This is a genomic window from Terrabacter aeriphilus, from assembly GCF_039542985.1.
Lineage (GTDB): Bacteria > Actinomycetota > Actinomycetes > Actinomycetales > Dermatophilaceae > Terrabacter > Terrabacter aeriphilus.
This window is the reverse complement of record NZ_BAABIW010000014.1, coordinates 66,119-90,525: the sequence shown is the minus strand read 5'-3', so window position 1 is coordinate 90,525 and position 24,407 is coordinate 66,119. Positions and strand designations below refer to the sequence as shown.

Here is a 24,407-nt window from a genome sequence, read left to right as displayed (position 1 = left end):
GCCGTCAGGGGCGACCGGCGGTCCGCTCGGGGTCGAGCAGCTGCGCGAGGTGCACGGCCGGTCGGGAGCGCAGGTCGTCGACCTGGGTGCGGCACGAGAACCCGTCCGCGAGCACGACCGCGTCGGGGGCGGCGTCGAGGGCCGGCAGCAGGTTCTGCCCGGCCACCGCGACCGACACCTCGTAGTGGCCCCGCTCGACGCCGAAGTTGCCGGCGAGCCCGCAGCACCCGGCCAGCGTGCGCACGGTGGCCCCGGTGTCGCGCAGCAGGTCGGCGTCGGTCTTCCAGCCGAGCACGGCGTGGTGGTGGCAGTGCGGCTGGGCCACCACCTCGGTGCCCGTGAGGTCGGGGGCCCGCCACCCCGGCGTCTCCGCGAGCAGCTCGGCCAGGGTGCGCACCCCGGCGGCCACGACGGACGCGTCGGGGTCACCCGGCAGCAGCTCGTGCACGTCCGACCGGAGCACGGCGGTGCACGACGGCTCGATGCCGACGATCGGCACCCCCGCACGCGCGTCGGCGGCGAGGGTGGCCACCGTGCGCCGCAGGATCGAGCGCGCCGAGTCGAGCTGGCCGGTCGTGATCCACGTGAGGCCGCAGCACACCGACCCGCTGGGGAGCCGCGGCTCATAGCCTGCCGCGCGCAGCACCCGCACCATCGACTCGGCCACCTCGGGCGAGAAGGAGTCGGTGAACGAGTCGGCGAAGAGCACGACCGGCGTCCGCTCCGACCGCTGCGCGGCGAAGGTGCGCCGGAAGGGGCGCGCGGCGAAGGCGGGGATCGAGCGCCGCCCGTCCACACCCGCCAGCCAGAGGGCCACGGGCTTCAGGAGCGGCAGGGTGAGCGACCGGTTCGCGACGCCGGGCACGCGGCCGGCGAGGCGCGCCCACATCGGCAGGCGCCCGAGCGTGTAGTGCGAGCGCGGGCGGAGCCGGCGGCGGTAGGTCTGGTGCAGCGCCTCGGACTTGTACGTCGCCATGTCGATGCCCGTCGGGCAGTCCGAGGCGCAGCCCTTGCACGAGAGGCAGAGGTCGAGGGCGTCGTGCACCGCGGGATCCGACCACGACAGCTCCCCGCGGACGACGTCCTGCAGCACGCGCGCGCGCCCCCGCGTCGAGTCCTTCTCCTCCCGGGTGGCGAGGTAGGAGGGGCACATGACGCCGCCGGCGGCCGTGTTGTCGGCGCGGCACTTGCCGACGCCCGTGCAGCGGTGCACGGCCTGCGCGAGGTCCCCGCCGTCGTGCGGGTAGGCGAGGGCCAGCCCCGGCACCGTGAACGTGCCTGCGGGACGGACGTTCTCGTCGATCGGGTCCGGGTCGACGAGCACTCCGGGGTTGAGCAGGTTGTCCGGGTCGAAGGCGTGCTTGATGCCGGCGAACATCGAGATCGCGTCCGAGGAGTACATGTGCGGCAGCAGCTCCGACCGCGCGCGCCCGTCACCGTGCTCGCCCGAGAGGGATCCGCCGAAGCGGCCCACGAGACGGGCGGACTCGGTGAGGAACTCGCGCATGACGGCGGTGCCGCCCGGCTGGTCGAGCGGGAGGTCGAGGCGCACGTGCATGCACCCGTCGCCGAAGTGGCCGAAGGGCGCCGAGGTCATGCCGTAGGCGCCGACGAGCGCGTCGAACTCGGCGAGGTAGTCACCGAGCCGGTCGGGCGGCACGGCGGCGTCCTCCCACCCGGGCCACGCGGGCTTGTCGGACGGAGCCCGGCCGGCGAGACCGGCGCCGTCCTCGCGGATGCGCCACAGGCGGGCCTGCACCACCGGGTCGTCGACCACGACCGAGCCGGCCGCGTCGGCCTCGGCGGCGAGCCGTTGCGCGCGGGCGAGCACCTCGTCGTGGTCCTCTCCCGCGAACTCGACGAAGAGCCAGGCCCGCCCGCTGGGCAGCGGCGGGATCGCCTCCGGGCCGCGACGGGCCCGGAGGACGTCGATGAGCCGGGAGTCGAGGCCTTCGCACGACGTGGGGCCGTGCGCCACGACGCCGGGGGCGGCCCGCCCGGCGTCGACGATGTCGGGGAAGCCGAGCACGACGACGACGCGCACGCTCGCGTCGACGACGAGACGCACCGTGGCCTGCGTGATGACGCCGAGCGTGCCCTCGGAGCCGACGAGCGCCTGCGTCAGGTCGAACCGCTCGGGCAGCATGTGGTGCGCGGCGTAGCCCGACACCTGGCGGCCGAAGCGGTCGAACTCCGTGCGCGTCGTCTTGAGGTGGCGCGCCATGACCGCGCGCACGCCCGAGACCACGTCGTCCGCCCCCCGCGCGAACGGCACCCCTCCCGCGTCGTAGCCCGTCGTCAGGGAGTCGCCGGCCGCCGTGAGCAGCTCGAGCCCCGCGACGTTGTCGGACGTGCGGCCGTAGGCGAGCGAGCGCGACCCGCAGGCGTTGTTGCCGATCATGCCGCCGACGGTGCAGCGCGGGTGCGTCGAGGGGTCGGGCCCGAAGCGCACGCCGTGGGGGGCGGCCGCCCGCTGGAGCACGGCGTGCACCGTGCCGGGCTCGACGACGGCCGTGCGGCTCTCGGGGTCGAGCGACAGCACCCGGTTCAGGTGCCGAGAGAAGTCGAGCACGACGCCACGCCCGACGGCGTTGCCGGCCACGGACGTGCCGGCGCCGCGGGAGGTGACGGGGACCCCCGTCGCGCGGGCCACCGCCAGCGTCGCCGCCACGTCGTCGACGTCGCGGGGCCGCACGACCGCGAGCGGGGGGATGCGGTAGAGCGAGGCGTCCGAGGCATACATGCTGCGGGTGCCCGCGTCGGCGCGCACCTCGAGGCCGGCGGCCTCCAGCGACCGCACGACCTCCGACGACTCCCCATCGACCATGGGTAACATGTTACTCATGGTCGAGCTGTCCCTCCCCCGCGGAGCCACGTCCCTCGCGGACGGGGTCGTCGACGCGGTGCGCGCGGGGATCACCGCCGGGCAGCTGCGGACCGACGAGACGTACTCCGTCTACCAGCTCGCCGACCTGCTCGGCGTCTCGCGCAGCCCGGTGCGCGAGGCCCTGCTCCGCCTGGCCGAGGCCGGCCTCGTGGAGATCACGCGGAACCGCGGTTTCCGCGTGGTGCTCCCCCGGGCGCGCGACATCGAGGAGATCTTCGACCTGCGCCTCGCCCTCGAGCCCCGCGCCGCCCGCCGGGCCGCCGAGTCGGCCGATGCGACCGAGCTCGGCGGCATCCGCGACGCCTTCGGGGCCATGGCCGCCGCGGTCGACCGGGCGTCGGAGGACGACTTCTGGGTGGCCGACCACCGCCTCCACGACCGGCTGATGCAGGCCGGGGGCAACCGCCGCGCGGCCGCCGTCATCGAGCGCCTGCGCGCCACGACCGCCCTGCTCGGACCCCCGACGACCACGTCGGGCCGGTCGCTGGCCGAGATCCGCGACGAGCACGCCCCCATCGTCGAGGCCATCCTCACCGGGCGCGGCGCCGACGCCGAGGCGGCGATGCGGCGCCATCTCGAGCGCACCGGCGCGCTGCTCGCACGGACCCTCGGCGGGGTCACCGAGCCGGGCGCCCCGTCTCACGGAGCGCCCCTCCCGACGGGACGAGCACCGGTTGGGGCAGCCTGATGACCGAGACCACCGCACCACACGGGCACGTAGGGAGAAGACACGCGTGAAGGTACTGCTGCTGGAGAACGTCCACGCCGTCGCACGGGAGACGTTCACCCGTCACGGCTTCGACGTCGAGGTGCGTGCGGGCTCGCTCGCCGAGCCCGAGCTGATCGAGGCCCTCCAGGGGGTCGACGTCGTCGGGATCCGCTCCAACACGAAGATCACGGCGGCCGTGCTCGACGCGGCCCCCGACCTGCGCGCCATCGGCTGCTTCTGCATCGGCACCAACCAGGTCGACCTCGCGCACGCCACGCTGCGCGGCGTCGGCGTCTTCAACGCGCCGTTCTCCAACACCCGCAGCGTCGTCGAGCTCGTGCTCGGCGAGATCCTCGCGCTCGCGCGCCGACTGCCCGAGAAGACGCAGCGGATGCACGACGGCGTCTGGGACAAGTCGGCCAAGGGCGCCTACGAGACGCGCGGGCGCACCCTCGGCATCGTCGGCTACGGCAACATCGGCACGCAGCTGTCCAACGTCGCCGAGGCCATCGGCATGCGGGTCGCCTTCTTCGACACGGCCGACCGGCTGGCCCACGGCAACGCCCGGCGCATGGGCTCGCTCGAGGAGCTGCTCGAGGAGTCCGACGTCGTCAGCCTCCACGTCGACGGCCGGCCCGGCAACGCCGGCCTCTTCGGCGCGGAGCAGTTCGCCCGGATGCGGCCCGGCGCGGTCTTCATCAACGCCTCGCGCGGCATGGTCGTCGACGACCTCGCCCTGCGCGAGCACATCCTCAGCGGGCACCTCTCCGGCGCGGCCATCGACGTCTTCCCCGTCGAGCCCAAGGCACAGGGCGACCTCTTCGAGTCGCCCCTGCGGGGCCTCGACAACGTCATCCTCACCCCGCACGTCGGCGGGTCGACCGAGGAGGCCCAGGAGGAGATCGGCACGTTCGTCTCGACGAAGCTGACGGCATACGTCCTCACGGGGGCCACCTCGCTCTCGGTCAACCTCCCCGACGTCGCCCCGGCCCCGCGCGAGGGGGCCTTCCGGATGGCGCTGCTGCACCGCAACGTGCCCGGTGTGCTCGCGGCCATCAACAACACGCTCGCGGCCGCCGGCGTCAACATCGTCGGGCAGTCGCTCGCGACCCGCGGCGAGCACGGCTACGTCGTCACCGACACCGACCGGCTCGTCTCCGACGAGACGCTCGCGTCGCTGCGGCACGTGGCCGAGGCCGTGAACCTCGAGGCGTGGTCGGACGACGCGGAGTGAGGCGCTCCCTCACGTCCTGACGGCCCGACGCAGCGGCGCGGCGGCCAGCTCGGCCACCCCGTCGTCGAAGGCGATGCGGGCCCGCCACCCGAGCTCGGCCCCGATGCGGGCCGAGCTCGCGGTCACGTGCCGCACGTCGCCGAGCCGGAACGCACCCGTGACCTCCGGCGCGGGGCCACCCAGCGCGCCGCTCAGGGCGGTGGCCAGCTCGCCCACCGTGTGCACCACCCCGCTGCCGACGTTGAAGGCCCGCGCGCAGCCGGCCTCCGCGGTCCCGGTCCACCCGGCCGCGTGCACGACGGCATCGGCGACGTCGCGCACGTGCACGAGGTCGCGCCGCTGCCGCCCGTCCTCGAAGACCTGGGGCGCCTCGCCCCGCTCGAGGGCCGAGCGGAAGATCGAGGCCACCCCCGCGTAGGGCGTGTCCATCGGCATCCGGGGGCCGTAGACGTTGTGGAACCGGAGCAGGGCTGCGCGGCCCGGCGTCGACCGCGCCCACGCCTGGGCCAGGTGCTCCTGGTGGAGCTTCGTCGCGGCATACACGTTCTGCGGGGCCAGCACCGACTCCTCGCCGACGAGCGTGGGGAGGAGCGGCTCGCCGCCCGGGCCCACCGGGTCGAACCGACCGTCCCGCAGGTCGGCGGGCGAGCGCGGCAGGGGGCGCACGACCCGACCCTGCGCGTCGAGGTAGTCGCCGTCGCCGTAGACGACCATCGAGGAGGCGAGGACGAGACGGTGCACCGCGCGGCGGGCCGTCGCCGCGAGCAGCACGGCGGTGCCCGTGACGTTGGAGTGCACGTAGTCCTCGGTGTCGTCGAAGTCGACGCCGAGCCCCACCTTGGCCGCGAGGTGCACGACCACGTCGCACCCGTCGAGGGCCGCCTCGACGTCGTGCCGGCCGGTGACGTCGCCGACGTGGAGGTCGACGGCGTCTCCGAGCGTCTCGAGCACGGTGAGGTCGGGGTCGGTCCCGTGCACGTCGGCGCGGAGGGAGTCGAGCACGCGCACGCGCCGGCCGGCGGCGACGAGCGCCTCGACGACGTGCGACCCGATGAAGCCGGCGCCGCCGGTGACGAGGACCGTCGTGCCACGGTCCGTCGTGCCACGGTCCGTCGTGCCACGGTCCGTCGTGCCACGGTCCGTCATGCCACCGTCTCCCGCGCCGTGGCGACCGCGCGCCCGTCGGGGACGCCGGGACCGCGCTGCCGGCGCACCCAGGTGCCCACGATCACGACGAGGACGCTCGCCGGAACCACCACCGCCATCGGCGCGGCACCGGGCACGAGCAGGTGCGCCGTCATGAGCAGCGGCACGGCGAACCACTCCCAGCGCCCGGTGAGCGCGATCCAGGGGACGAGGACGAGGGCGTACCACGGGTAGGGGCTGCTGACGACGAGGAGGATCGTGCCAGCCCCGAGCAGCTGGGCGGTCCACGGCTGCCCCGTCTCGACGCGCCGCCACTGGAGGACGACGACGGCGACGACCACCACGAGGGAGAGGGCCACGGCCCAGCGCCCCGGCACGACCAGCGAGGCGAGCGTGAGACCCGCACCGCTGTCGTAGCCCTGCTCGTCGAGGTAGCCGGGCAGGTAGCCGATGACGCCGCGGCCGCTCGCGGCGAGGGCGGGCACGAAGACGAGGGCCAGGGCCAGGGCCGCGCCCACGAGCGTGGGAACCGGCCGGCGTCGCACGAGCGGCACCGCGACGATCGCCGGCACGACCTTGACGGCGGCCGCCAGGCCGACGAGCGCGCCCACGAGCACCGCCCGCGCGCGGGACGGCGGCGTGCGCTCGGCCGGCGACTGGCCGGCGGCCGACCGGGCGAGCAGGCCGGTGGCCCCGACGACGAGGGCCACCCCGAGCACGTCGACGTGCGAGTTCGTCACCGCCTCCGAGGCGACGAAGGGGCAGCACCCCCACCACGCAGCCCGGCGCGGGTCTCCCCCTCCGGCTGCCAGCAGCCACACCAACAGGCCCGTCACGCCGACCACGACGGCGGCGCCGGCGAGCTGGAGGGGCCACCACGTCGCCGTCGGCGGCACGACGGCGCGCACGGCGGCGAACCAGCCCTGGGCGACGGGCGGGTAGATGGTCGGGACCGCCGGGCGGTTGAGGGTGGTGCAGAGCAGGGCGCCCGAGGGCACCGACCGCACGGCCGTCGTGCGCGGCCCGACGCAGCGCTCCACGCCGTCGGCATCCACGGTGGGCGCCGGGAAGAGCCACGGCTCACGGACCGGGTCGAGGGCGTCGTCGGCCGGGGCGTGCGCCCACGGCGACACGCCGGAGCCCGTGACGATGCCGTCCCAGGCGTACCTCGCCGAGTCGGTGCTCGTGTTGGGCGGACCCGCGAGTGCCGCCCCGGAGACGGCCAGCGTGCCGAGCAGCACGAGCAGCAGGGCGGGCCGCCGCGGCAGTCCGCGCAGCCCCCACCACGCCGCGGCGAACAGCGCCCAGGCCAGGCCCGTCCAGACGAGCAGGGGCACGCCGCTCGCGCCGTCGAAGATCGTCGGGCCCGACGCGGCGCGCCCCGTCACCAGGGCGAGCGCGCCGAGCGCAGCCGTCGTCCAGAGAGTCCTCACGTGCCGAGCATGACGAGGAAAGAGCCGTGGCGACACCTGCGCCACAACGACGTTCGCGCTTCGTAAGGTCCTCGTCATGGTCCCCGGACGTGCCGCGCCAGAGGCTTGTCGACGTGACCAGACTGACCGCACGCATCGACGAGATCGTCGTGCCCCGACTCGACGCCGTCCAGACGGCCCTCCAGTCGCCGACGCGCAACCCGCGCGGGGCGGTGGTCGTCGGGCGCCTGCTCGGCGCCGACGTCCTCGTGGTGCTCCTCACCGGCCTGTGGAGCCACGTGGCCCAGGACCCGCCGGAGTGGCTCACCCTGCCGACGCGCCCCGCGTCGCTCTACCAGTGGACGCAGGGAGCCCACGTCGTGCTCGGCACCGCGCTGCTGCCCCTTGTGCTCGCCAAGCTCTGGGTCGTCTACCCCCGCCTGTTCAGCTGGCCCCCGGTGACGTCCGTCGCGAACGGGCTCGAGCGCGGCTCCGTCGCGGTGCTCGTCGCGACGAGCCTGCTGCAGCCGGTGACCGGGCTGCTCAACACCTACCAGTGGTACCCCTGGCCGTTCCCCTTCCGCGAGACGCACTACGCCCTCGCCTGGGTCATGGCGGGCGCCGTGCTCGTCCACATCGGGGTCAAGCTGCCGCTGATCCGTCAGCACTGGCGTGACGGAGGCGAATCCTGATGTCGCGCAACGAGGTCGGGAACACGCATCCCCGCGAGGGACGCCCGGGTTCACCCGCGGATCCACCCGCGGAGTCGCCGACGGCGTCAGCGGCGGTGTCCCGCCGCACGCTGCTCCTCTCCGTCGGCCTCGGCGTCGGCGCCGTGACGCTGACGACCGCGGGCCAGACGGTGCCGTGGCTCGCCCCCCTCGACCTCTTCGCCCCCCGCTCCCGCACCGTCGGGCCGCAGGGCCTGCCCGTCAACCGCACGAGCCGGCAGGCCGGCGTGACGGCGAGCGCGGTCGACCCCGGCTGGCGCCTCGAGCTGAGGCACGGCACGACGACGCGCACGCTGACGCGGGACGCGCTGCTCGCCCTCCCCCAGTCGCGCTCGGACCTGCCCATCGCCTGCGTCGAGGGGTGGAGCGTCGGGGTGGCCTGGGACGGCGTCGTGCTGCGCCGGCTGCTCGCCGAGGTCGACGCCCCACCGAGCAGCCGCCTGCGACTGACCAGTCTCGAGCGCAGCGGCGCCTACCGCGTGACGGAGCTGCCGGCCGAGTACGCCGCCGACCCCCTCACGCTCGTCGCCCTCGGCATCGACGGCGAGCCGCTCCACCTCGAGCACGGTTACCCGGCCCGCCTCGTGGCCCCGGGGCGGCCCGGGGTGCTCCAGACCAAGTGGCTCCGATCCATCGAGGTGATCTGAGTGCGAGTTGCGCGGATCACCCTGTCGTCATTGGGCATCGGCCTCGTCGCCCTCGGCGCCTGGAGTGCGCTCACGTCCCTCGGAGCCGCCCAGCTCGTCGGCCTGGCCGTGTGGCTGGCGGCCGCCGTGGTCGTGCACGACGGGGTGGTCGGTCCCGCCACCGCGGTCACCTCCGGGCTGGTCGACCGAGGCGGCCGGCGCCTCCGGGCCGGCGCCCGCGCCGTGGTGCGCGTCGGCCTCACCGTGGCCGCCCTGCTCTGCCTCGTCGCCGTGCCGGCGATCGTCGCGCAGTCCCTGGGCAACCCGAACCCGACGGTCCTCCCGGGCCCGTATGCCGCCCGGCTGGGCTGGGTGCTCGTCCTCATCGCGCTCGCGACCGTCGCGGGCGTCGTCGTCGCACAGAGGAGTTCCCGTGAGCGCACCGCCTAGGACCCACGAATCCCCCGCCCCCGTCGACGAGCCGGGGCCCCTCACGGTCCCGTCGTCGCGCGAGGCGGCGGGCGCGTGGGTCGACGTCGTGCTGCCGTGCCTCGACGAGGCCGGCGCGTTGGCAGCGGTCATCGCGGGACTGCCGAGCCGCTGCCGGGCCGTCGTCGTCGACAACGGGTCGAATGACGGCAGCGCAGAGCTGGCGGCCGGGCTCGGCGCCACGGTCGTGCGGGAGCCCCGCCGCGGCTACGGCGCCGCGGTGCACGCCGGCCTGCTCGCGTCCACCGCCGAGCTCGTCGCGGTCTGCGACGCCGACGGCTCGGTCGACCTCGCCGACGTGGCGCGGCTCGCCGAGCCGGTCGTGGACGGGCGGTGGGACCTCACCGTGGCGCGACGACGGCCCGCGCCGGGTGCGTGGCCCGCCCACGCCCGGCTCGCCAACCGCGCCCTGGCCCTGGGCCTGCGCGCCCGCACCGGCCTGGTGCTGGCTGACCTCGGGCCGCTGCGCGTCGCCCGTCGGGAGGGTCTGCTCGCGCTGCGCCTCGCCGACCGGCGCAGCGGCTACCCCCTCGAGACGGTGCTGAGGGCGCACGCTGCCGGCTGGCGGATCGGCCAGCTCGACGTGGCCTACGCCCCGCGGGTCGGTCGCTCGAAGGTGACCGGCACGCTGCGCGGCACCGTCCAGGCGGCGCGCGACATGTCCCGACTGCTCGGGGAGACCCGATGACCACCGTCGCCGTCGTGGCCAAGCAGTGCCTCCCGGGGCGGGTGAAGACCCGGCTGTGCCCACCGCTCACCCCCGAGCAGGCTGCCCACGTGGCCCAGGCCGCGCTCGACGACACGCTCGCCACCGTCCGCGCGGTGGCCGACGACGTCGTGCTCTACCTCGACGGCGACGAGGCGCCCGCGAGTGCCCGTGGCGCGCGGGTGCTGGCCCAGTGCGCCGGGCCACTCGACGTGCGCCTCGCCCACCTGCTCGACGCGTGCGCCGGGCCGCTGCTCCTTGTCGGGATGGACACGCCCCACCTCGACCCGGCGCTGCTCGCCGCGGTGGTCCACGCGTGGCCGGACGAGGTCGACGCGTGGTTCGGCCCCGCCACGGACGGCGGCTTCTGGGCGCTCGGCCTGCGCGAGCCCTGCGGATCGTTCGTCCGCGGCGTGCCGATGTCGCGCGACACGACCGGGCCGCAGGTGCGGGCGCGGCTCGTGGCCGGCGGCCTCGTGGTGGGCGAGCTGCCGCCCCTGGACGACGTCGACACGGTCGGCGACGCCCTGCGCGTGGCCGCCCTCGCCCCGGCGACGCGCTTCGCCCGGGCGCTGGAGCTCGCCCTGGGGACCGGGGTGCCGGCATGACGCTGCCCCTCGACCGGGAGGTGGCCCCCGTCGACGGCGCCCCGCACTTCGGCCACGGCGGGGGAAGGCCGTACGAGGCGGCGCTCGTCACCGACCGTCCGACGGTGCTGCGGCTGAGGCCCGCGGCACCGTCGGGCGTGTCGCGGCCCGACGGCGGGTCGGGTGCGCACGCGCCGAGGCACGCCGGCGACCGGATCGAGGTGGCACGGTTCCTCGCCGCGCCGGACGCCGCCGACCGGCTGGTGCTCCGGAGGACGGCGGGGCCGGTGCTCGACGTGGGCTGCGGCCCCGGTCGCATGGTGGCCGAGTCACGCCGTCGGGGTCGCGTCGCCCTGGGGATCGACGTCTCACCCACCGCGGTCGGGATCGCCCGCGCGGCCGGGATCCCGGTCCTGCTGAGGTCGGTCTTCGACCCGCTCCCGGGCGAGGGCGTCTGGGGCACCACGCTGCTGCTCGACGGCAACATCGGGATCGGCGGCGACCCCCTCGCCCTGCTCGCCCGCTGCGCGTCCCTGACGGCGCCGGGCGGGACCGTCGTGGTCGAGGCCCACCCGGAGACCGGCCGGCACGCCCGGTTCCACGCGGAGCTCGTCGACGAGCACGGCGCGACGAGCGCGGCCTTCCCGTGGGCCCAGGTCGGCAGCCGCGCGCTGCTCGAGCTCGCGGCCGGCGCCGGCCTGGGGCCCGCGAGGACCGTCGTGCGCGGGCGTCGACGGTTCGTGCTGCTCGCCCGGGGCGGCCGTTCGTGACCGGGCGCGACCGCCTGGCGCGGCGGACGGCATACGTCGTCGGCGCGGTCGTGGTGTGCGGGCTCGCCACCTGGATCGGGCTCGGCGACCACGTCGACCTGGACGTCTACCGCCGGGCCGGTGAGCGGTGGCTGCGGGGAGCCGACCCGTATGCGACGAGCGGCGAGCTGCCCTTCACGTATCCGCCCGTCGCAGCCGTCCTGGCGGCCGGCATCGCCACCGCTCCCGTGGCGGGGCTCGCCCTGCTGTCCGGCGCCACCCTCGTGGCCGCGGCGGCCGGGGTGCTCGCCACCCTCGGTCGAACGACCCGGCGTGCCGGGCCGGGGCCGCTCACCAGCCCGGTCGTCACTCCTGCCGTCGGGCTGGTCGTCGGTCTGGCCGTCGTCAGCGAACCGGTCCTGCGGGGACTGCAGCTGGGACAGGTGAACGGCGTGGTCGTCGGACTCGTGCTCCTCGACCTGCTCGTCGTGCCCCCGAACCGTCGCGGCTGGCTGACCGGAGTGGCAGCCGGGATCAAGCTCGTCCCCCTCGTCTTCGTGGTGCACCTCCTGGTGAGACGCGAGTTCCGCTCTGCAGCAAGGCTGGTCGGCGCCTTCGGCGCTACGGTCGTGCTGGGCTGGCTGGTCCTGCCGGACGCGAGCGCGCGCTACTGGGGGACGCTCCTGCTCGACACCCACCGGGTCGGGGACCCCGGTTTCGTCGACAACCAGAGCCTGCTGGGCCTGGCGACCCGCGTGGCGCCGTCGGCCGCCGGGCCGGTCTGGGCCGTCGGTGCCGCGGTCGTCGTCGCGCTCGGCGTCGTCGCGCTCGGCCGTGCGCGCGAGCGGGCGGCGGTCGAGGGTGTCGTCGTCTGCGCGCTCGTCGGGCTCCTCGTGTCGCCGATCTCGTGGTCGCACCACTGGATCCTGCTGCCGGCCGCCGCGGTGCTCTGCTGGCGTCTCGGTCGGCGAGTGGTGGGAGCGGCCGCGATGGTCGTCGCGGTCGTCGGCCCGCTGTCGTCGTCGACCCTGACCGTGGCCGGCCTCGCGTGCCTCGTCGCGCTCGCGGCCGGGTCGCCGTCGGCCCGCTCCGACGCACCCTCCGCCGGCCGGGTGGCCGTCGACCGGGTGGCCGTGCCGTGACGACGCCACCGCCGCCCGCCACCTACGCTGGCCACGTGCCCACGATCCTCGTCGTCGACGACGACCCCATCCTGCGCGAGGTCGTGACCGGCTACCTGGCGCGGGCCGGCCTCGACGTCGTGGAGGCCGCCGACGGCCCGACCGGGGTGACGCTGGCCCGCGAGTCCGCCCCCGACCTCGTCGTGCTCGACCTGACGCTGCCCGGGCTCGACGGGCTCGAGGTGTTCCGGCGCATGCGGGCGACCCGCGGCGACCTGCCCGTCGTCATGCTCACGGCACGCGGCGACGAGTCGGACCGGGTGCTCGGCCTCGAGATCGGCGCCGACGACTACGTGACCAAGCCCTTCAGCGCCCGAGAGCTCGTGCTGCGCATCCAGTCGATCCTGCGCCGCGCCGCCACACCCTCCACGGGCGCGGGTGGCGTGGGTGGCGTGGGTGGCGCGGCCGGGGACGGCGCCGCGGCGACGGGCGACGGCGCGGCGGGCAGCGTGGCGAACCCCGACGACGTGCTCGTCGACGGCGACCTGCGGCTCGACCGACGGCGCCACGAGGCGTGGAAGGGCGGCGCGCCCCTCGCCCTGACCGGCCGCGAGTTCGACCTGCTCGCGCACCTGCTGGCCCACCCGGGCACGGCCTTCTCGCGCCGCGAGCTGATGGCATCCGTCTGGGGCTGGGAGTTCGGCGACGAGTCGACGGTGACGGTGCACGTGCGGCGCCTGCGCGAGAAGGTCGAGGTGGACCCGGGCACCCCGGTGCGGCTCAGCACCGTGTGGGGCGTGGGCTACCGGTGGGACGACGCGGGGGTGCGGCCGTGATCGGCGAGGCGATGCTCCTCGCCGCCGGCGCCGCGGTCGTCGTGGGGCTCCTCGGCGCGCTCGCCGTGCGTGCCCTCGCCACCCGGCACCTGGCGGCTGCCGCCGTGGTCGCGCCGGTCGTCGTGGTGGTGAGCGTCGCCGTCGGCATCGTCGTGACGGCGCGCGCTATGTTCATCAACGAGCACGACCAGACCGTCGTGCTCGTCGTCACCGCCACGTCGCTGCCCATCGCCGGCGTCTTCGGCTGGCTCATCGCCCGTCGCGTGCAGCAGCTCGTGCGCACGGCCGCGGCCGAGGCCGCCGAGCGCGACCGCGACCGCCGGGTCGAGGCGAGCCGGCGCGAGCTCGTCGCGTGGATGTCGCACGACCTGCGCACGCCGCTGGCCGGCATCCGGGCGATGGCCGAGGCGCTCGAGGACGGCCACGCTCCCCCCGAGGGCCGCTACCCGGCGGCGATCCGGGCCGAGGCCGACCGGATGGCCGACATGGTCGGTGGTCTCCTCGCGCTCTCGCGCCTGCAGTCCGACAGCTTCACCCTCCAGGTCTCGCTCGTCGACCTGCGCGACGTCCTCTCGGACGCCATCGCCTCCGCCCGCGCGCTCGCCCGTCCGCGCGGGGTCGAGGTCGTCGGCTCCCCCGGGCCCAGCGTCGTGGCCGAGGTCGACGTGCGCGAGCTGTCGCGGGCCGTCGCGAACCTGCTGACGAACGCCGTGACCCACACGAGCTCCCCGCACCACGTCGGGGTGTCGCTGAGCGCCGGCGACGGCACGGCCCGCATCGCCGTCGCCGACGGTTGCGGCGGACTGCCGGAGGAGCACCTCGACCGGCTCTTCGAGCCCGGCTGGCGCGCGAGCTCCGGCCGCACGCCGGCGACCGGGGTCGGCGCCGGTCTCGGACTGGCCGTGGCCCGTGGCATCGCCCGCGCCCACGGCGGGGACGTCGAGGTCACGCCCCGCGACGGCGACGGTTGCCGCTTCGAGATCGTGCTCCCGCTCACGTCCCCGGCGCGGACCTGACGCCGTCACGCCCGAGCGCACCGAGCTCGCCGAGCCGGAGAACGCCTGCTGCTCAACGCGACTCGAGCACCTGCTTGGCGATGCGGGCCAGCGTCACCTGACCGACGGCCCGGAACGGGTGCAGCGGGTCGGGCGCGACCGATCCCGTCGGACCGCCGAGCTCGGTGTGCGCGAGCGCGCTCATCACGGTGTAGGCGTCGTGCTTGCTGTAGCCGTGCTCGTCGGTCAGCACGGCGAAGAGGTCCTCGTACGCGCGGTCGATCGACACCTGCACCGGGTCGCCCAGCCCGACGCAGACGAGCTCGTCACCGGTGTCGATCCGCGGGGCGCGCAGGCCCTTGCCCTTGACGAGGTCGACGCTGACGGTGGCGCGCCCGGCGATCTCGATGGCGACGAAGCTGCTCTCGCCGCGGCTCATCACGGCGTGGAGGTCGCCGATGGAGAGCAGCGCGCCCTCGACCTCGACGGGGAGCAGGATGGTGCTGCCCGGCCGCGCGTCGGTGAGGTCCATGTTCCCCCCGGTGGCGTAGGAGGGCATGACGGTCGACATGGCAGCGCCCGCCGACGCGACGCCGATGCACCCGATCATCGGGGCCGCCGGGCAGCTGATCGTCTCGGTGAGCTGCACGGTGCCGTCGCGCACGGGCACGCGCCGCACGTACCACTCCTCGCCCATCGGCCCGGCGAGCGCGCCGGCTCCGGGGATGTAGACCGACCAGCCGTGCTCGGCCATCTCGATGGAGTGGATCGTCACCGCGAGCGCGTCGCCCGGCTCGGCGCCGCGCACGTGGACCGGGCCGGTGACGGGGTTGATCGTCGCCGTCACCTTCGCGAGGTCGCGCAGCTGCTCCATCTGGGCGTATGCCGTGTCGTCCGTCTCGAAGGTCAGGTGGTCGCCCGTGCCGGGATCGACGGTGAGGGCCGGCTCGTGCGTGGCCGCGAAGTCGGCGTGCGCCCGGTCCCTGGTGATGAGGTGCGTCGTCATGCGCGGCCCTTCTGCTCGCCGGTGGTCTGGTAGTCGGTCGCGTGGTCCGGAGCGGCGCCGTCGGCATCCGCCCGGTGCTCCGGCAGGATGCCGATCCCCTTGCGGCTGTAGTAGACGAGCACGAGGATGCCGATCGCCAGCCACACGAGGCCACCGATCTTGGCGGCCGCCTCGGCGTTCCACAGGACGAAGCCGATGATGAGGAAGCCGATGATCGGCCCGACCCAGTGGAGCAGCACGTTCGAGGACCTGCGGCGCACGCCGTAGTACGTCATGACCGAGAGGTGCAGTAGCAGGAACGAGGTCAGCGCGCCGAAGTTGACGAGCGAGCTGATGAGGCCGATCTGGCCGACGAAGAAGAGGCCGAGCACGAGCGTGATCCCCGCGACGAGCAGGATCGCCCGCTCCGGCACCTTGCTGCGCGTGTTGATGTGGGCGAGGAAGCGCGGGAGCTGCCCGTCGCGGCTCATCGAGAAGAGGAGGCGCGACGTGGCGCTCTGCGCCGCAACGGCGTTCGCGATGCCGACGGCGAGCGCGTTCATGGCGAGGAACGCGATCTGCCAGCCGTTGCTGCTGATCCGGCCGACGATGTCGAAGAACGCGTTGCCCGCCTCGTCCTCCGGGAACGAGGTGGTGTCCGGGATGAGCATGCCGGCCAGCCAGGTCTGGCTGATGAAGAAGAAGGCGACGAGGAAGAGCCCGGCGATCATGGCGATTCCGGCCGACCGGTGCCCGCCCTTGCTCTCCTCGGAGAGGGTCGCGATGCCGTCGAAGCCGAGGAAGGAGAGCACGGCGATCGACAGCGCGGTGCCGACGAGCGGAGCCGAGAAGTTCTCGGCGTCGAAGAGCGGCTTCGTCGTGACGTGCGCGCCGCCCGTGCCGTTCTTGATGGCGACGACGGCCATGACGACGAAGATGACGATGAAGAGGATCTCGGCCGTGAGGAACACCCGGTTGACGACCGCCGTGAAGGAGATGCCGACGTAGTTGACGGCGGTGTTGACCACGAGGAAGAGCAGGATCCAGGCCCACTTCGGCACGGCGGGGAAGATGCCCGACATCGACTCGGCCGCGAAGACGTAGAGCAGCGTGGGCACGAGCAGGTAGTCGAGCAGGATCGTCCACCCCGCGATGAAGCCGAGCTTCGGGTTCATGCCGCGCCCGACGTAGGAGTAGACCGAGCCGGCGATGGGGAACGCGCGGCTCATCTGCGCGTAGGACAGGGCGGTGAAGATCATCGCGACGAGGCCGATGAGGTAGACGAGCGGCACCATGCCCTTCGCCTCGTTGAAGACCGTGCCGTAGATGGCCCACGGCGCGATCGGCACCATGAAGACGAGCCCGTAGATGAGCAGGTCCGTCGTGGAGAGCCCACGGTTCAGCTCCTGCTTGTAGCCGAACTGGGTGAGGTCTCCCTCACCCGGGACGGCGCGGTCGGTGGCGGACATGCGTGACCTCCAGGTCGCTGGAACGTTCGGTGGGGACGGGCGGCAGATCAGTCGTGCTGGCGCAGGAACGACTCGACGACCTCGATGAAGGCGTCGGGCTCCTCGACGTGCGGCATGTGGCTGGACTCGGGGAAGACGTGCGACCGCACGTCGGGGATGCGCTCGACGAAGGGCGCCCACACGGCGGGCATGGCCTCGTCGTGCGCTCCGGCGACCACGAGGGTCGGCACGCGGACGGCGTCCAGCCGGTCGACGACCGACCAGTCCTTGAGCGAGCCGATGACGTGGAACTCCGAGGGCCCGTTCATCGTGAAGTAGACCGTCGGGTCCTGCTCGATCTGCGCGAACGAGTCGGTCACCTCGGGCGGGTTGGGCACGACCCGGCACACGTGCCGGTCGTAGAAGACCTTCTCCGCCTCGGCGTACTCCGCCGAGTCGGTCGTGCCGGCCTCCTCGTGGGCGAGCAGGGTCTGCTGCACGTCCTCCGGCAGCCGGGCCCGCAGCGTGTTGGCGGCCTCGAGCCAGAGCTCCATCGACGCGGGCGAGTCGCAGATCGTCAGGCTGCGGATGCCGGCGTCGTCGGACAGCACGACCTCCGGCCCGAGCATCCCTCCCCACGACTGGCCGAGGAGGTGGAAGCGCCGGTCGATCCCCAGGGCCTCGACGAGCGAGCGCAGCTCGTCGACGAAGAGCTGCGGGGTCCAGAAGTCCGGCGGCGCGTCGGGCAGGTGGCTGCTTCCGCCGCAGCCGAGCTGGTCGTAGTGCACGACCGCACGGCCCTGCCGCGCCAGGTTGGCCATCATCAGCGTGTAGTTGTGGGCGGCGCCCGGGCCGCCGTGCAGCACGACCAGGGGCGCCTGCTCGGCGTCGGGGTCGAGCTGCCCGGTCACGCGGTACCACGTGCGGTGGCCCCGGAAGTCGACCTCGCCCTCGGTCGTGGGCTCGGGGAACCGGTCGTCGTGCGTCGTCGCCATGCGTCCTCCTCGGTGATCGGGGAACAGTGGACCACGCAAATGGTCCGCTGACAAGACCTTTCTCGGCCGCACGCATACACTGCGCACGTGCAGCACGAACGGGAGCCGGACGACGGGGAGGCCTTCGCCCCCCTCGGCGGCGGGCCCCGCACGAAGGCCACGACCCTCACCGACCGGCTCGTCACGGCCATCGCGGTCGGCGAGTACTCCCCCGGCGAACGCCTCCCCTCGGAGCGCGACCTCGCGGCCTCGCTCGGCGTGAGCCGCCAGACGGTGCGCCAGGCCCTGCAGCAGGTGACCGACCTCGGCCTCCTCGAGACCCGGCGCGGACGCAGCGGGGGCGCCTTCGTGGCGCAGGTGTCGTGGGAGGACGTCGCGCCCGAGGTCGCCCGGCGCACGCTCGAGAGCGAGATCCCGCGGCTGCTCGAGCTCTACGACTACCGCTGCATGGTGGAGGGCATGATCGCCCGTGCCGCCGCCGAGCGACGCACCGACGACGACGCGGCCGCCCTCGAGCAGGAGCTCGAGCAGTTCCGGTCCGCCACGTCGATGACGCAGGCCCGCAGCGCCGACCGTCGGCTCCACGGTCTCGTGACCGCCGCCGCCCGCAACCCGCACCTGACCTCGCTCAGCGCGCACCTGACGGCCGCCGCGACGCTGGGGTTCGGCGTCGAGCCCTACACGCAGGAGTTCTACGACGAGGCGCTCGCGCAGCACGCCGAGCTCGTCGGGCACGTCGTGCGCGGCGAGGCCGAGGCGGCGGGCCGCTGCGCGCAGCACCACTTCATGCTGACCCTGGAGACGATGCGGGCCGGCCTGCGGCGCGCGCAGGGCGCCTGACCCCGCAGCAGTCCGCACCGCCCGCGGAGCCGCGAGAAGTAATCTGGAGAAAGTCCGGGCTCGGCTGTCGATCCGGCGGCAAGGTGTTCGTCGTCGCTAGTGACGGAGCCGGAGAGGTCGGCCCGCGACCCAGTGCAGGAGGCAGTCCCATGGCCAAGTACGCAATCCTCATCTACGAAGACCAGGCCCGCTACGCGACCATGTCGCCCGAGGCGTGGGGTGCGCTGGTCGACGCGCACACGACGTTCACCAAGCAGGTCTTCGAGCTCGGCGGGTCCCTCGCGGGCGGGGAGGCACTGGCGTCCGCGACGACGGCCACCACGGTCAAAGGTGGCAGCACGGTGACGGACGGCCCGTTCGTCGAGACCAAGGAGGCCCTCGGCGGCTTCTACGTCGTCGAGGCGCGCGACCTCGACCACGCCGTCGAGATCGCCAAGCTGTGCCCGGCCCCCTTCGGCGGCGTCGAGGTCCGCCCGGTCGTGGACCCGACGACGAACCCGTTCTGATCGCTCCCCGCGACGAGCCGACCGCGTCCGCCGTGCAGGCGGACGCGGTCGCTGACGCGCTCGCGCACGCGCACCGCTCCGAGTGGGCGTTCGTGCTGTCCGCCACGGTGCGCGTCGCGGGCGACCTGGACGTCGCGGAGGAGTGCGCGCAGGAGGCGTACGTGCGGGCGTTGCAGGCCTGGACCCGGGACGGCGTCCCGGAGCGGCCCGGCGCGTGGCTGACCACGGTGGCGCGCAACCAGGCGCTCGACCGGTTGCGTCGTGAGGTCACCCTCCGGCGCAAGCTCCCGCTGCTCGTGGAGCCGGCGACCGCCGATCCGCACGACCTCGCCGACCTGGACCGGCCCGACGCAGCGGTGCCGGACGACCGGCTCCGGCTCGTGTTCACCTGCTGCCACCCGACCCTCGCCCCCGAGGCCCGCGTCGCCCTCACCCTCCGCCTGGTCTGCGGCGTCCCCACCACCGACGTCGCCCGCGCCTTCCTGGTGTCCGAGCCGACGATGGCGGCACGGATCACCCGGGCCAAGAAGAAGATCTCCGCAGCGCGGATCCCCTACCGGGTCCCGAGCCGGGAGGAGCTGCCGGAGCGCCTCGACAGCGTCCTCACCGCCGTCCACCTGCTCTTCAGCACCGGTCACACGGCCCGCACGGGGGACGCGCTCGTCCGGGCGGACCTCTGCGACCGGGCGCTGCACCTCGCGCGCACCCTGGCCGCGCTGCTCCCGGAGCAGGCCGAGACCCGCGGCCTGCTCGGCCTGCTGCTCCTCACGGACGCACGCCGGGCGACCCGGACCGACGAGCAGGGCCGGCTGCTCCTGCTGGCCGACCAGGACCGGACGCGCTGGGACCAGCGCGCGATCCTCGAGGGGCTCACGGTGACGGCCGAGGCACTGGCGTCGGGTCCACCGGGGCGGTTCACCCTGCAGGCGGCGATCGCCGGCGTGCACGCGATGGCACCGTCCGCGGAGCAGACCGACTGGTCGCGCGTCGTGCACCTCTACGACCGGCTGCTGGCGGTGTGGGACACCCCGGTCGTCGCGCTCAACCGGGCCGCCGCCGTGGCGTTCGCCGACGGCCCGGCCGCCGCGCTGCCGATCCTCGACGAGCTCGCGGCCGATCCCCGGCTCGCCGACTACCCCTACCTGCCCGCCACCCGCGCCGACCTGCTGCGCCGCCTCGGCGACCCCGCCGGCGCCGCTCGGTCCTACCGGCGCGCGCTGGAGCTCACGACGAACGCCGCGGAGCGCGCCTTCCTCGAGCAGCGACTGGCCGAGGTCAGCCGCGCCGCCGATGCCGACCGAGGCCGGCCGGCCGGGGATCGCCACCCGGACTCCGCCCTCTGACGGCAGAAGGGCCCCTGACCGACGTCTCCGCTGGTCAGAGGCCCTTCCGAGCACTGGGTGGCAGGTGAAGGATTCGAACCTTCGTAGCTTTCGCGACGGATTTACAGTCCGTTTCCATTGGCCGCTCGGACAACCTGCCGTGGTGCGTCTGGAAGGATAGCAAGAGATCGGGCGCGGTCCGTAATCGGGCCACGGCGGCGCTTTCGACGCGTCCTCGGGGCGGCCGTAAGGTGGCCCGTGAACCCCCGGCTCGCACCCGAGCGACCCACCCGCAGCCCCGGAAGGACCCCCCGATGGCCGACTCCTCCTTCGACATCGTCAGCAAGTTCGACAAGCAGGAGATCGCGAACGCGGTCAACAGCGCCGGCAAGGAGATCGCGACGCGCTACGACTTCAAGAACGTCGGCGCCTCCGTCGACCTCGCCGGTGAGGTCATCAAGATGAAGGCGAACACCGAGGAGCGTTGCCTCGCCGTCCTCGACGTCGTGCAGACCCACCTCGTCAAGCGCAAGGTCAGCCTCAAGCACCTCGACGTCCCCGAGGCCGGCCCGCGCCTCTCGGGCAAGGAGTACCACCTCGACGCCCCGCTCAAGGAAGGCATCTCGCAGGAGAACGCGAAGAAGATCAACAAGCTGATCCGCGACGAGGGCCCCAAGGGCGTCAAGAGCCAGATCCAGGGCGACGAGCTGCGCGTCTCGAGCAAGTCGCGCGACGACCTCCAGGCCGTGCAGCGGATGCTGCGCGAGGCCGACCTCGACGTCGCGCTCACCTTCACCAACCAGCGCTGAGCCGCCCGGTTCGCTTGCCCGACAAGCGGATCCGAGCGTCAGAGCAGGTATGCCGTCCGCTGCAGCGGGCGGCATACCTGCGTCTCAGGCAGGGCGGGCGAGACCACGCAGGTCGGGGAAGACCTCGAGGGCCAGGGGCCACCAGAAGAGGTGGCCGCAGAGGGCCGCGTACTCCTCCGGCGTGACCCAGCGCGTGGCGTGGATGCCGTCGTCGCCCTCGGTCAGCTCCGGACGCGCGTCGTCGATGCGGCAGCGGAAGACCTGCAGGTACGGGCGGTCCGCGCCGATGACGTTGTCGTCGGTGCGCGGCGTGAATCGCTCGTAACCGCAAGGGAACACCTCGGAGTGACGCAGGCGCAGGCCGGTCTCCTCGAAGGTCTCGCGCACCGCGTTCTCGATAGGCGTCTCGTCGCCCTCGCGCCAGCCACCCGGCGAGCCCCACTCCGCGCGCCGCACGCTGTGGACCACGGCGAAGTCGCCCCGGCGGTCCCGGACGAAGACCATGGCGGCGAGCACCCTCTCGTGCGCCACCGGGTCGTCGGACGCGACGAGGTCGACGTCGCTCGCGCCGTTGGGGAAGCTGACGTCGAGGATGCGCCGCACACCCCGGTCGCGCTTGCGCTTGCGCAGCCGCAGGCCCGACGCGTTGAGGCGGCGGGCGAGGTCGGCGCCGCTCGTGGGTGTCGCACCGGCGTCGACGGCGTCCTGCCAGCGGGCGTCCGGCACGTCGTAGTGGTCGCCGTCGAACGACCGGGGGTGCAGGCCCGCGGCGACGGCGACGGCGTGCAGCTCCTCGTAGGAGGCGTCGCTGACGAGGTGGGCGAAGAGCCGTCCGTGGGCAGGCCAGATGGGCTGGTCGATCCACACGGTCATGCCTCGCAGCCTAGGCCAGGTCGCGCGACGCCGGGCGGCGCGATCCTGTGGACGACGGCCGACGCCGTGCTCCCGCCCGTCCTACCGTCGGGAGCACGGCCGCCGCCCGGCGCGCCGCCCACCACCGACCAGGGAGCAGACCATGACCCGTTCCGTCGTCGACACCGAGCGCATCGCCGCGGCCGCGGCCGACATCAACCGCCTCGCCGACACCATCACCTCGAGCACGACCGAGCTGCGCGGGCGGCTCGCCGGCATGGGCGCCGACTGGCAGGGCCCCGCCAAGGTGGAGTTCGAGCGCGTCATGCACGACTACCAGCGCATCCAGGCCCAGATGACCGAGGCGCTCGCCGACGTCGGGCGCCTGACGCTCAAGGCCTCGACGGCCTACGCCGAGCACGAGAACGCGACCCGCGCCCTCTTCCTGCGCTGAGCCGCCCTGTCTCGTCCCCTCCTTCTGCCTCCCCTGGCAGATTCGGGCCCATCTCGGACAACCTCGTCCACGCCCGCTGCGTCTAGAGGGGGACCGCACGTGACGACAGGGGACATCGTGGAAGAGCTCGACGACGAGGCCGACTTCTCGGCCTTCGTGCTGGCCCGTCAGCAGCGGCTCGTCCGCTTCGCCTACCTGCTGACGGGCGACCCCCACCAGGCCGAGGACATCGTGCAGTCTGCGCTGCTCAAGGTCTACCGCCGGTGGGACCACATCACCGGCTCCCCCGACGCCTACGTGCGGGCCGCCATCGTCAACGAGCACCACAGCTGGTGGCGGCGTCCCGTGCGCCGCCGGGAGGTGACGAACAGCGACCTCGTCACGTTCACCGACCCCGCGGTCACGAGTGAGCCGGCCGCCGACCACGACCTCCGGGCCCAGATCGCGGCGCTGCCCCGGCAGCAGCGGGCCGCCCTCGTGCTGCGCTATTACGAGGACCTCACGGAGGCCCAGACGGCCGAGATCCTCGGCTGCTCCGTCGGTACCGTCAAGAGCCACACGAGCCGGGCCCTGAAGAACCTGCGCGTCACGATGAGAGAGGCCACGGCATGAGCCCCGAAGAGTTCGACCTCCGGGCCCACCTCGACAGCGAGGCGGAGCACGTCAACGCCAGGGGCAGCTTCGTCGAGGCGGTCCTCGACGCCAAGCGCCGGAGCGACCGCCGTCGCGCCGTGGCCGCCGGTGTCGCCGCCGTCGCGGTCCTCGCCGTCGCGGTCCCCCTCGCATGGTCAGGCCTCGGGGGCCGCACGAGCGCCGTCCCCGCCACCCGGGCCCCGAGCCTCTCCGCCACGCAGACAGGCGTCCCGACGAGCACGACGCCTGCCCCCACGGCCGTCCCGACGCGCACGGCCTCGGCCGCGGACGCCCGGGTCACCGCCCGTCCGACGCTCGCCGCCAGCGCACCCACGACCGACCCCGGCGTCCCGTATGCCGTCGCGGGGCTCGTGCGCGACGGCGCGCGCCCGCCGCTGAAGGCCCCCGACGAGGCCGGCTTCGCCGCCTTCAGCCGGCTCGACCACGGCGGCTACGTCTACCGTCCGACCTCCGGCGCCGACCAGGAGGTCACCATCGTGCTGCCCGACGGCACGTCCTCGGTGCTGAGCGGCGCCGACCGCTTCGTCGTCAGCGCCGACCGCACCCGGATCGCCTGGCGTGACGACTCGGCCGTCCTCACTCCCGGCACCGGCGTCATCCACGTCGCCGACAGCCGCGGTCGCGAGCTGAGGACCGTCCGCGTCGACGCGGGGCCGGCGGCACTCGTCGGGGACACCCTCTACGCGGCGGAGCTCGCGGGCTACGACGACACCGGCTCGTCGGTCCGCATCGAGCTCGACACGGGTCGCAGGACCAGCATCCGGGGCATCGTCCGAGGACTTGACGCGGCGGGCCGGACGGCCCTCGTGGTCGACCCGGTCCCCGACGAGACCGACGGCGCTCGCCCCGCCGGCCACTGCTACCGCCTGCTCGACCTCACCGTCGACCCACCGGTCGTGCGGCTCGCGGTCTGCGGCGACGTGACCCCGACGGGGATCTCCCCCGACGGCCGCCACCTCCTCGCTGCGCCCGGGTCGGTCGTCGACGCGACCACGGGCCGCGTCGTCCTCGACGCCGTCGGGGACTCGGGCCTGCAGGTCGAGAGCTCACGGATCACGGACGACGGCACCGCCCTCGTGATGTCGGTGGACTCACCCGACTTCGCCCGCAACGGTCTCGTGCGCTGCGAGCTCACGGGCGCGTGCCGGCAGATCGGACCGAGCGCCCCGGAGCCCGCCCCCGAGGACGGCGACACCCCTCGCACCACGCACGCCGTCGCCGACAACTGAGCCGGACGGCATACGCCCCCCACGACGCCGAAAGGGCGGCTCCCCCGTGGGGGAACCGCCCTTCGGTCTGTCGCGAGGCGTCAGG

Annotated in this window: 25 protein-coding genes and 1 tRNA gene; 18 read left to right on the top strand and 8 right to left on the bottom strand. The window is 74.2% G+C overall.

What is annotated here, in order from left to right; genetic code table 11:
• Positions 1–4: 4 nt before the first annotated feature.
• Positions 5–2,827, bottom strand: coding sequence for an FAD-binding and (Fe-S)-binding domain-containing protein (locus tag ABD979_RS09575; protein WP_345507245.1), 2,823 nt, complete (start codon positions 2,825–2,827; stop codon positions 5–7).
• A 16-nt stretch (positions 2,828–2,843) separates the two neighbouring features.
• Here ABD979_RS09575 and ABD979_RS09570 point away from each other — a divergent pair, with 16 nt between their 5' ends.
• Positions 2,844–3,575, top strand: coding sequence for a GntR family transcriptional regulator (locus tag ABD979_RS09570; protein ID WP_345507244.1), 732 nt, complete (start codon positions 2,844–2,846; stop codon positions 3,573–3,575).
• 46 nt (positions 3,576–3,621) lie between these two features.
• Positions 3,622–4,830, top strand: a complete 1,209-nt coding sequence (gene serA / locus ABD979_RS09565) for a phosphoglycerate dehydrogenase (RefSeq protein WP_425583952.1) — start codon at positions 3,622–3,624, stop codon at positions 4,828–4,830.
• 9 nt (positions 4,831–4,839) lie between these two features.
• Here serA and ABD979_RS09560 read toward each other — a convergent pair whose 3' ends face one another.
• Complete coding sequence (locus ABD979_RS09560) at positions 4,840–5,976, bottom strand: NAD-dependent epimerase/dehydratase family protein (RefSeq protein ID WP_345507242.1); 1,137 nt, start codon at positions 5,974–5,976, stop codon at positions 4,840–4,842.
• Positions 5,973–7,409: a glycosyltransferase 87 family protein gene (locus ABD979_RS09555; protein WP_345507241.1), complete on the bottom strand. Its 1,437-nt coding sequence runs from the start codon at positions 7,407–7,409 to the stop codon at positions 5,973–5,975. Before ABD979_RS09555 ends, ABD979_RS09560 begins: the two co-directional genes overlap by 4 nt.
• 113 nt (positions 7,410–7,522) lie before the next feature.
• On the opposite strand from ABD979_RS09555, the gene ABD979_RS09550 reads away from it, so the two are divergent.
• From ABD979_RS09550 to ABD979_RS09510, 9 genes are all read left to right on the top strand, one after another.
• Positions 7,523–8,080, top strand: a complete 558-nt coding sequence (locus tag ABD979_RS09550; RefSeq protein ID WP_345507240.1) for a cytochrome b/b6 domain-containing protein — start codon at positions 7,523–7,525, stop codon at positions 8,078–8,080.
• A gap of 95 nt (positions 8,081–8,175) precedes the next feature.
• Positions 8,176–8,766, top strand: coding sequence for a molybdopterin-dependent oxidoreductase (locus ABD979_RS09545; protein WP_345507239.1), 591 nt, complete (start codon positions 8,176–8,178; stop codon positions 8,764–8,766).
• On the top strand, positions 8,767–9,195 hold the full coding sequence (locus ABD979_RS09540) for a hypothetical protein (protein WP_345507238.1): 429 nt from the start codon (positions 8,767–8,769) through the stop codon (positions 9,193–9,195).
• Positions 9,179–9,922: a glycosyltransferase family 2 protein gene (locus ABD979_RS09535; protein ID WP_345507237.1), complete on the top strand. Its 744-nt coding sequence runs from the start codon at positions 9,179–9,181 to the stop codon at positions 9,920–9,922. Before ABD979_RS09540 ends, ABD979_RS09535 begins: the two co-directional genes overlap by 17 nt.
• The gene (locus tag ABD979_RS09530) at positions 9,919–10,548 is read left to right on the top strand and encodes a TIGR04282 family arsenosugar biosynthesis glycosyltransferase (protein WP_345507236.1); all 630 of its coding nucleotides are present in this window, start codon (positions 9,919–9,921) and stop codon (positions 10,546–10,548) included. The genes ABD979_RS09535 and ABD979_RS09530 overlap by 4 nt, the downstream gene beginning before the upstream one ends.
• A complete protein-coding gene (locus ABD979_RS09525) occupies positions 10,545–11,297 on the top strand; it encodes a class I SAM-dependent methyltransferase (RefSeq protein ID WP_345507235.1) in 753 nt (250 codons plus the stop codon). Before ABD979_RS09530 ends, ABD979_RS09525 begins: the two co-directional genes overlap by 4 nt.
• Positions 11,294–12,418, top strand: coding sequence for a glycosyltransferase 87 family protein (locus tag ABD979_RS09520; protein WP_345507234.1), 1,125 nt, complete (start codon positions 11,294–11,296; stop codon positions 12,416–12,418). Before ABD979_RS09525 ends, ABD979_RS09520 begins: the two co-directional genes overlap by 4 nt.
• Before the next feature lie 35 nt (positions 12,419–12,453).
• A complete protein-coding gene (locus ABD979_RS09515; protein ID WP_345507233.1) occupies positions 12,454–13,233 on the top strand; it encodes a response regulator transcription factor in 780 nt (259 codons plus the stop codon).
• On the top strand, positions 13,230–14,249 hold the full coding sequence (locus tag ABD979_RS09510) for a sensor histidine kinase (protein ID WP_345507232.1): 1,020 nt from the start codon (positions 13,230–13,232) through the stop codon (positions 14,247–14,249). The genes ABD979_RS09515 and ABD979_RS09510 overlap by 4 nt, the downstream gene beginning before the upstream one ends.
• A gap of 52 nt (positions 14,250–14,301) precedes the next feature.
• Here the strand turns inward: ABD979_RS09510 and ABD979_RS09505 are convergent, their stop codons facing one another.
• From ABD979_RS09505 to ABD979_RS09495, 3 genes are read right to left on the bottom strand one after another with little or no spacing between them, the layout of a single operon-like run.
• Complete coding sequence (locus ABD979_RS09505) at positions 14,302–15,234, bottom strand: acetamidase/formamidase family protein (protein ID WP_345507231.1); 933 nt, start codon at positions 15,232–15,234, stop codon at positions 14,302–14,304.
• Complete coding sequence (locus tag ABD979_RS09500) at positions 15,231–16,682, bottom strand: APC family permease (protein ID WP_345507230.1); 1,452 nt, start codon at positions 16,680–16,682, stop codon at positions 15,231–15,233. Before ABD979_RS09500 ends, ABD979_RS09505 begins: the two co-directional genes overlap by 4 nt.
• Positions 16,683–16,729: 47 nt before the next feature.
• On the bottom strand, positions 16,730–17,656 hold the full coding sequence (locus ABD979_RS09495) for a proline iminopeptidase-family hydrolase (RefSeq protein WP_345507229.1): 927 nt from the start codon (positions 17,654–17,656) through the stop codon (positions 16,730–16,732).
• A gap of 87 nt (positions 17,657–17,743) precedes the next feature.
• Here ABD979_RS09495 and ABD979_RS09490 point away from each other — a divergent pair, with 87 nt between their 5' ends.
• The 3 genes from ABD979_RS09490 to ABD979_RS09480 all read left to right on the top strand — a co-directional run bounded on the left by ABD979_RS09490 (position 17,744) and on the right by ABD979_RS09480 (position 20,345).
• Positions 17,744–18,496 (top strand): FadR/GntR family transcriptional regulator, encoded by a 753-nt coding sequence (locus ABD979_RS09490; RefSeq protein WP_345507228.1) that lies wholly within the window; start codon positions 17,744–17,746, stop codon positions 18,494–18,496.
• A gap of 149 nt (positions 18,497–18,645) precedes the next feature.
• Entirely contained in the window at positions 18,646–19,002 is a 357-nt protein-coding gene (locus ABD979_RS09485) for a YciI family protein (RefSeq protein ID WP_345507227.1), read from the top strand.
• Positions 19,003–19,034: 32 nt separating this feature from the next.
• A complete protein-coding gene (locus ABD979_RS09480) occupies positions 19,035–20,345 on the top strand; it encodes an RNA polymerase sigma factor (protein ID WP_345507226.1) in 1,311 nt (436 codons plus the stop codon).
• Between the two features lie 58 nt (positions 20,346–20,403).
• On the opposite strand, the gene ABD979_RS09475 is transcribed toward ABD979_RS09480, so the two are convergent.
• Positions 20,404–20,484 (bottom strand) — tRNA-Tyr (locus tag ABD979_RS09475).
• Positions 20,485–20,638: 154 nt separating this feature from the next.
• Between ABD979_RS09475 and ABD979_RS09470 the strand changes: the two genes are divergently transcribed.
• The gene (locus ABD979_RS09470) at positions 20,639–21,133 is read left to right on the top strand and encodes a YajQ family cyclic di-GMP-binding protein (RefSeq protein ID WP_345507225.1); all 495 of its coding nucleotides are present in this window, start codon (positions 20,639–20,641) and stop codon (positions 21,131–21,133) included.
• An 84-nt stretch (positions 21,134–21,217) separates the two neighbouring features.
• Here ABD979_RS09470 and ABD979_RS09465 read toward each other — a convergent pair whose 3' ends face one another.
• Positions 21,218–22,006: a DUF4031 domain-containing protein gene (locus ABD979_RS09465; RefSeq protein ID WP_345507224.1), complete on the bottom strand. Its 789-nt coding sequence runs from the start codon at positions 22,004–22,006 to the stop codon at positions 21,218–21,220.
• Between the two features lie 142 nt (positions 22,007–22,148).
• On the opposite strand from ABD979_RS09465, the gene ABD979_RS09460 reads away from it, so the two are divergent.
• From ABD979_RS09460 to ABD979_RS09450, 3 genes are all read left to right on the top strand, one after another.
• Complete coding sequence (locus ABD979_RS09460) at positions 22,149–22,439, top strand: WXG100 family type VII secretion target (RefSeq protein WP_345507223.1); 291 nt, start codon at positions 22,149–22,151, stop codon at positions 22,437–22,439.
• Positions 22,440–22,538: 99 nt separating this feature from the next.
• Positions 22,539–23,051, top strand: a complete 513-nt coding sequence (locus ABD979_RS09455) for a SigE family RNA polymerase sigma factor (protein WP_345507222.1) — start codon at positions 22,539–22,541, stop codon at positions 23,049–23,051.
• Positions 23,048–24,322, top strand: a complete 1,275-nt coding sequence (locus ABD979_RS09450; protein ID WP_345507221.1) for a hypothetical protein — start codon at positions 23,048–23,050, stop codon at positions 24,320–24,322. The genes ABD979_RS09455 and ABD979_RS09450 overlap by 4 nt, the downstream gene beginning before the upstream one ends.
• Positions 24,323–24,407 lie beyond the last annotated feature (85 nt).